The organism is Streptomyces sp. NPDC050564 (assembly GCF_044457265.1).
Classification (GTDB): Bacteria; Actinomycetota; Actinomycetes; order Streptomycetales; family Streptomycetaceae; genus Streptomyces.
This window is the reverse complement of record NZ_JBITGS010000062.1, coordinates 23,899-30,642: the sequence shown is the minus strand read 5'-3', so window position 1 is coordinate 30,642 and position 6,744 is coordinate 23,899. Positions and strand designations below refer to the sequence as shown.

3 protein-coding genes are annotated in these 6,744 nt (G+C 71.2%); 1 reads left to right on the top strand and 2 read right to left on the bottom strand.

Features of this window, described 5'->3' with window-relative positions:
* Together ACIBK0_RS48155 and ACIBK0_RS48150 are read right to left on the bottom strand one after the other, a co-directional pair.
* Window positions 1-4,967, bottom strand: a 4,967-nt coding sequence (locus tag ACIBK0_RS48155; RefSeq protein ID WP_399095656.1) for a beta-ketoacyl synthase N-terminal-like domain-containing protein, incomplete at its 3' end; no start/stop codon positions are given.
* Window positions 4,960-6,006 carry a 3-oxoacyl-ACP synthase gene (locus ACIBK0_RS48150; protein WP_399095653.1) on the bottom strand — a complete coding sequence of 349 codons (1,047 nt, stop codon included), beginning with the start codon at window positions 6,004-6,006 and terminating at the stop codon, window positions 4,960-4,962. The genes ACIBK0_RS48155 and ACIBK0_RS48150, both read right to left, overlap by 8 nt.
* Window positions 6,007-6,163: 157 nt before the next feature.
* On the opposite strand from ACIBK0_RS48150, the gene ACIBK0_RS48145 reads away from it, so the two are divergent.
* Window positions 6,164-6,739 (top strand): TIGR03086 family metal-binding protein, encoded by a 576-nt coding sequence (locus ACIBK0_RS48145; protein WP_399095650.1) that lies wholly within the window; start codon window positions 6,164-6,166, stop codon window positions 6,737-6,739.
* The last annotated feature ends 5 nt before the right edge of the window (window positions 6,740-6,744 follow it).

The window sequence follows — 6,744 nt, the reverse complement described above, 5'->3', positions numbered from 1 at the left end:
AGCCCGTCGAAATACTCACAGACCTCGTCAAAAGCCGCAGCGAACACCGGGAACGCCTCATACAACTCCCGGCCCATCCCCAACCGCTGACTGCCCTGCCCGGTGAACAAGAACGCCACCTTGCCGCCCCCGGCCGCGCCCCGCACCACCGAAGCAGCCACCGAAGCCGACCCGCCCTCGGCCACAGCCCGCAACCCGGCCAGCAGTTCAGCCCGGTCCGCACCCACCACCACAGCACGACGACCCAGCACCGCCCGATGCACACCCAACGTCACACCGACATCCGCCAGATCCACATCAACACGCCGCTCCACAAACGCCGCAAGCCGCACAGCCTGGCCTCGTACGCCTGATTCGTCCGCACCGGAGACCGGCCACAGCACTGTCGCGGGCGCCGCGGTCGTCTCTTCGCGGGGCGCCCCCTGGCCCTCGGCGGGCGCAGCCTCGACTGGCGCCTCTTCGAGAATGACGTGGGCGTTGGTGCCGCTGATGCCGAAGGACGAGACGGCGGCGCGGCGGGGGCGGTCGCCCTGCTCCCACACCACCTCGTCCGTCAGGAGCCGCACGGCCCCCGACTCCCAGTCCACGTGCGGGCTCGGCTCGTCGACATGGAGGGTCTTGGGCAGGGTGCCGTGCCGCATGGCCTGCACCATCTTGATGATCCCGCCGACACCGGCAGCAGCCTGACTGTGCCCGATGTTCGACTTCAACGACCCCAGCCACAACGGCCGATCCTCCGGCCTGCCCCGCCCATAGGTGGCCAGCAGCGCCTGCGCCTCGATCGGGTCACCAAGACGCGTACCGGTGCCATGCGCCTCCATCGCGTCGACGTCGACACTCGTCAACCCGGCGTCGGCGAGAGCCTGTTGGATGACGCGTTCCTGGGCCAGTCCGTTGGGGGCGGTCAGCCCGTTGGAAGCGCCGTCCTGGTTGACGGCCGTACCGCGCACAACGGCCAGCACCCGGTGCCCGCGGCGGCGCGCCTCGGACAACCGCTCCACCAGCAGCAGCCCGACACCCTCGGCCCAGCCGGTCCCGTCCGCCGACGCCGCGAAGGCCTTGCAGCGCCCGTCCGCCGACAGGCCCTGCTGGCGGGAGAACTCCACGAACATGCCGGGCGTGGCCATGACGGTGACACCGCCGGCGAGGGCCATGTCGCACTCACCTCGGCGCAGCGACTGCACCGCCAGATGCAGAGCCACCAGCGACGACGAGCAGGCCGTGTCCACCGTCAGCGCCGGCCCCTCAAGACCGAACGAATAAGCGAGCCGACCGGAGATGACACTGGAGGTGTTCCCCGTCAGCAAATAGCCCTCCGAGCCCCCGGCTGCCTCGTGCAGACGCGGCCCGTAGTCCATCGCGGTCGCACCGATGAAGGCGCCGACGCGCTCACCGCGCACGGACGCCGGATCGATGCCCGCGTGCTCGAAGGTCTCCCACGCGGTCTCCAGGAGCAGCCGCTGCTGCGGGTCCATCGCGGCGGCCTCGCGTGGGCTGATCCCGAACAGGCCCGCGTCGAACCCGGCCACGTCGTCGAGGAAGCCGCCGCGGCGGGTGGCGGATGCGGCGCCCGGCCGCAGCGGGTCCGTCCCGAACAGTTCGTCGAGGTCCCATCCCCGGTCGGCGGGGAAGTCGCCGGTCGCGTCCGTCCCGTCGGCGACGATGCGCCACAGGTCGTCCGGAGTGGCGACCCCGCCGGGGTAACGGCAGGACATGGCCACGACGGCGATCGGCTCGTCGGAGTGCGCGGCGGACACGGTCGCCGGCGGGGCGGACGTGTCTGCGGCTCGGCCGACTTCGTCCACGAGACGCATGATCAGATCCGCCGGGGTCGGGTGGCTGAACAGCAGCCCGGCCGGAAGGCGTAGGCCGAGCTCCTGGTTAAGGCTGTCGCGCAGTTCCACCGCGAGCAGCGAGTCGAACCCCAATTCCTTGAAAGTGGTGGTCAGTTCGATCACGGCTTCGGCGGGGTCCGTCACATCGTGGCCGAGAACGGCCGCCGCGTGCGACCGTACGAGATCGGTCAGCTGCTGCTCGAGCTCGCGGGCGCCGAGGGCGGAAAGCCGGGTCCGGTCCGGCTGGGCGGGCGTCTGTCCCTCGCTGTCGCCGAGCTCGGCGTCCGTGCCATGACCGGCTTCCGTCGCCTGGCCGTTCACCGCCGCGAGGTTGCTCGCCGCCTCGTGGTCCTCCGCTCCGTGGCCGTCCCCGCTGCGGGGTACGGTCGCCGTCACGGCGGTCTCGCTCCAGTACCGCTTGCGTTGGAAGGCGTACGTCGGCAGGTCCACCGCCGCCGCGCCGCCGAGCACGGCGGTCCAGTCGACGGCGATGCCGTGCGTGTGCAGGGCAGCGGCGGCGGTGACCGCGGCGGTCGCCTCGGCGCCGTCGCGCAGGGCGGGCACCAGCACGGCGTCGGTACCGTCGAGGCACTCGGCGCCCAGGGCGGTGAGGACGCCGCCCGGCCCGATCTCCAAGTAGCTGTGCACACCGGCGTCGCCCAGCGACCGCACGGCGGCGGCGAAGCGGACCGTTGCGGCGACGTGCCCGACCCAGTACTCGGGGCTCTCCAGCTCCCCGGCACGGACCGGTTCCCCGGTGACCGTCGAGACGACGGGCACCTGCGGCGCGTGGTAGGTGAGGCTCTCGGCGACGGCCCGGAAGTCGTCGAGCATCGGCGCCATCAGCGGGGAGTGGAAGGCGTGGCTGACCTTCAACCGGCGGGTCTTGCGGCCGAGGTGCCGAAAGTGGTCGGCGATCTCCAGCACGTCGCGCTCGGCACCGGAGACGACGGTGGCGTCAGGGGCGTTCACGGCGGCCAGGCCGAGGGTTTCGTCGCGGCCGACGAGGAGCGGGAGCACCTCGGCCTCGGACGCCTGGAGGGCGATCATGGCGCCGCCGGGCGGCAGTTGCTGCATGAGCCTGCCGCGGGCGGCGATCAGGGCCGCGGCATCGGCGAGCGAGAGGACCCCGGCGACGTGGGCGACGGCGATCTCACCGATGGAGTGCCCGGCGAGGACGTCGGGACGCACGCCCCAGGAGGTGAAGAGGCGATGGAGGGCCACCTCGACGGCGAACAGGGCCGGCTGGGTGTGGCGGGTCTCGTGGAGCAGTTCCACGTCCGGACCGGAGTCCGCCGCGGCCCAGACGACCGCGCGCAGCGAGCGACCGACGCGAGGGTCGAGCTCGGCGCACACGGCGTCGAATGCCTCTGCGAAGGCGGGGAAGGTCTCGTACAGCTCCCGGCCCATGCCGAGGCGCTGGCTGCCCTGCCCGGTGAACAGGAACGCGAGTCCACCGTCGCTCGCGCGCCCCTTCGTCACCGCCGGCGATCGGCGGCCGTGCGCCAGGGCGGTGAGCCCGCCGATGAGACCTTCGCGGCTTTCGGCCACGATCGCGGCCCGGCGCGAAAAGTGGGTGCGGGTGGTGGCGAGGGAGTGCGCGATGTCCCTCGGGTCCGCGGACGGGTCCGCTTGGAGCGCGTCGAGCAGCCGCTCGCTCTGTGCGCGCAGGGCCGCATCGGTCTTGGCGGAGAGCAGCCAGGGCACGGCGGCGGAGCGGGACGCGGCCTCGTCCCGCGGCTGCGGCCGGTCCGGTGCGTTGCCCAGCGGTGCCTCGGCGACGACGAGGTGTGCGTTGGTGCCGCCCATGCCGAACGAGCTGACTCCGGCGATGAGCCGGTGCTCCGGGTGCGGCCACGGACCGAATTCGCGCTGGACGCGCAACCCCAGTTCTGCGAGCGGAATGGCGGGGTTCGGGCGCTCGTGGTTCAGGCTCGCCGGCAGGGCGCGGTGGGCGATGCTCAGGCCCGTCTTCAGCAGGCCGACGATGCCCGCGGCGCCCTCCAGGTGGCCGACGTTCGTCTTGGCCGAGCCGACGAGGAGGGGTTCGTCGGTGGAGCGGTGCGTGCCCAGGGCGGCGCCGAGGGCGGCTGCCTCGATCGGGTCGCCGACCTTGGTACCGGTGCCATGCAGCTCCACGTACTGGACGTGCGCCGGGTCGACGCCCGCTTCCCGGTGGGCGCGCCGGATGACCTCTTGCTGTGCACGCCCGCTGGGCACGGTGAGGCCGTCGCCGGCGCCGTCGCTGTTGACGGCGCCGCCCAGGATGATCCAGTGGACGCGGTCGCCGTCGGCGAGGGCGCGCGCGTACGGCTTGAGCAGCAGGGCGCCGCCGCCCTCTCCGCGTACGTAGCCGTTGGCGCGCTCGTCGAAGGTGTAGCAGCGGCCGTCGGGAGAGAGGCCGCCGAACTTCTCGGTGCTGAGGGTGGTCTCCGCGAGGATGTTCAGACTCACGCCGCCCGCGATGGCGAGCTCGGACTCACCGCGCGCCAGGCTCTCGCAGGCCATCCGCACGGCGACGAGCGCGGAGGACTGAGCGGTGTCGACGGTGAGGCTGGGGCCGTGCAGATCGAGGAAGTACGAGACACGGTTGGCGATGATGCCGCGGTGGGTTCCGGTGACGGTGTGCTGCGTGATGCCGTCGGTTCCGGCCCGTTGCATGAGCCGGGCGTAGTCGTCGGCGATCGCCCCCACGAAGACACCGGTCCTCGTGCCGCGCAGCTCATCCGGGACGACGCGGGCGTCTTCGAGTGCCTCCCAGCTCAGTTCCAGCATCAGCCGCTGCTGCGGATCCATGGCCGCTGCCTCGCGGGGACTGATCCCGAAGAACTGGGCGTCGAATCGGTCGACGCCCTCGATGAAGCCGCCGAACGGCGCGCGCAGCGCGACCTGCGGCGCCCACCGCTCCGGCGGTGCCTGGGTGATCGCGTCCTCACCGCCCTCCAGCAGCCTCCAGAAGGCATCGGGGTCCGGTGCGCCGGGCAGCCGGCACGCGATGCCGACGACGGCGATGGGCTCGGAGGAGGCGGTGGCAGCGGAGTCGGGAGTGTTGCGGTGGGGCTGGGCAGTGGTGGTCATCCTGGCCTTCGTGGTCTGTGCGGTCGCGTCCGTCGTCCCGTTCGGATCAGCCATGGCGCTTCTCCGGGGCCTGGAAGGCCGCACACGACCACGTGTATCCGGCGCCACCGCCGATCACGAGGGCGATCTCTCCGGGCGCGAGGATCCCGGAGGCGATGATGTCGGTGAGGTTGGCGATGAAGTCCCCGGAGCCCAGGTGGCCGGTGCGGCGGCCGAGGAAGAGGGGTTCGGCCTTGACGACGTCCTCGATCACCGGCAGGTACATCAGGCTGTAGACGGCATCGCCCGCGCGGGGAAGGGCGATGCACCGGATGCGGGGATCGGCGGGCTCCAGGTCCGCTAGCCGCAGGCTCTCCCGCAGGACGTGCCGTACGTTGGCCAGGCCCAGCTCCTTGAGCGTCTCCATGCCGCCCATCTCCAGGAACGCCTTCTTCGGGCGACGTACGTCGATGGGCCGGCTGTGGGTGAGGGGCGCGGCGCTGAACTCGTCGCGGCCACGGAAGAAGTTCTCCGTCTGCGGTGCCGCCGACGTCGCGAAGGACAGCATGTGGAGCAGGTCGCCGTGGCCGTCGCGGCGGCCCAGGACGAGAGCGGTGCCTCCGTCGCCGTACACGACGTCGTAGTCGCCGGCCCAGCGGTCGAAACCGGGCAGGGCGAAACGGTCGCCGGTGGTGACCATCGCGGAGTCCATCTCCGGGTCGGCGATGAGCCGGACGGCGGCGAGCTGCATGCCGAGCGCCGCGCCGTTGGACATGTGCTGGAGCCCGAAGGGCAGGGCGCGGGTGAGGCCGGCCTGGTGAGCCACGTAGTGCGCGGGGGCCCAGAAGTCGTGGCCCTGGTGGTAGATCCAGGAGTGCGAGAGCAGACCCACTCGGTCCGGGTCCCAGGCCGCCTGCTCCAGTGCTCGCCGGGCCGCGTGGGCCGCGAGCTGCGGGCCGGCCAGGTCCCGGGAGACGGGCAGCTCGCTCACCCCGACGCGGTGCTCGTGCTCCGCTTCGAGGCGGCCGTCGGCGATCACCTCTGCCACGGTCTCCGTGGTCTCGGGCAGCCATGTGGCCGCCGCTTTGATGCTGAGTGCGTCGCCAAGCCTCATCCTGGATTCCCCCTCATCTCAGGCTCGAATACGAAACTGCGCCAAACGTTAGGCAGGGGAGGTTCCGGAAAGTAGGCAACCAAAGGGGTAGCCGCGGGTGTGTTCCTTAAGTGATATGCGGGTGCCTCCAGGCCCTTCTCCGTGGCAGGGTGAGGGGATGCTGACGGCGTTTCACCAAGAGGCACTCCGCACATTCACCGAAAGAGTGCGCCAGATCACAGAGGCACAGTGGAACCATTCCACTCCCTGTACGGAGTGGAATGTCAGAGACCTCGTCAACCACCTCGCCGGCGAACAGCTCTGGGCCCCCTTACTCCTCAGCGGGTTGACGATCGATCAGGTCGGAGACCGATTCGACGGCGATGTCCTGGGGCCCGATCCGGTGACTCGCTGGGAGCGTGTGGCCGCCGAAGCCGCGGCCGCCTTCTCGGCGCCGGGAGCACGTGCGGGCGTGGTGCACCTGTCCTACGGAACGCGTTCCGCGGTGCATTACCTGCAGGAGATGGCCGACGATCTCGTGGTGCACTCCTGGGACTTGGGGCGCGCCATCGAAGTACGGACGCCGATCCCGCCGTCGCTCGTGATGTCGATACTGGCCCGATACGAGCCGCGCAAAGAAGAGCTGGCGAAATCGCCGTATTTCCGTCCGGCTCTCCTGATTTCTGACAGCGCTCCCGCGGAGGCGCGCATGGCCGCCCTCTTCGGTCGCGATCCGAATTGGTCGGCCAGGTGACCATC

Excerpts from the sequence above, each read along its gene's own strand:
- ACIBK0_RS48145 (WP_399095650.1), top strand. The coding sequence starts at position 6,164 with ATGCTGACGGCGTTTCACCAAGAGGCACTCCGCACATTCACCGAAAGA.
- ACIBK0_RS48150 (WP_399095653.1), bottom strand. The coding sequence starts at position 6,006 with ATGAGGCTTGGCGACGCACTCAGCATCAAAGCGGCGGCCACATGGCTG.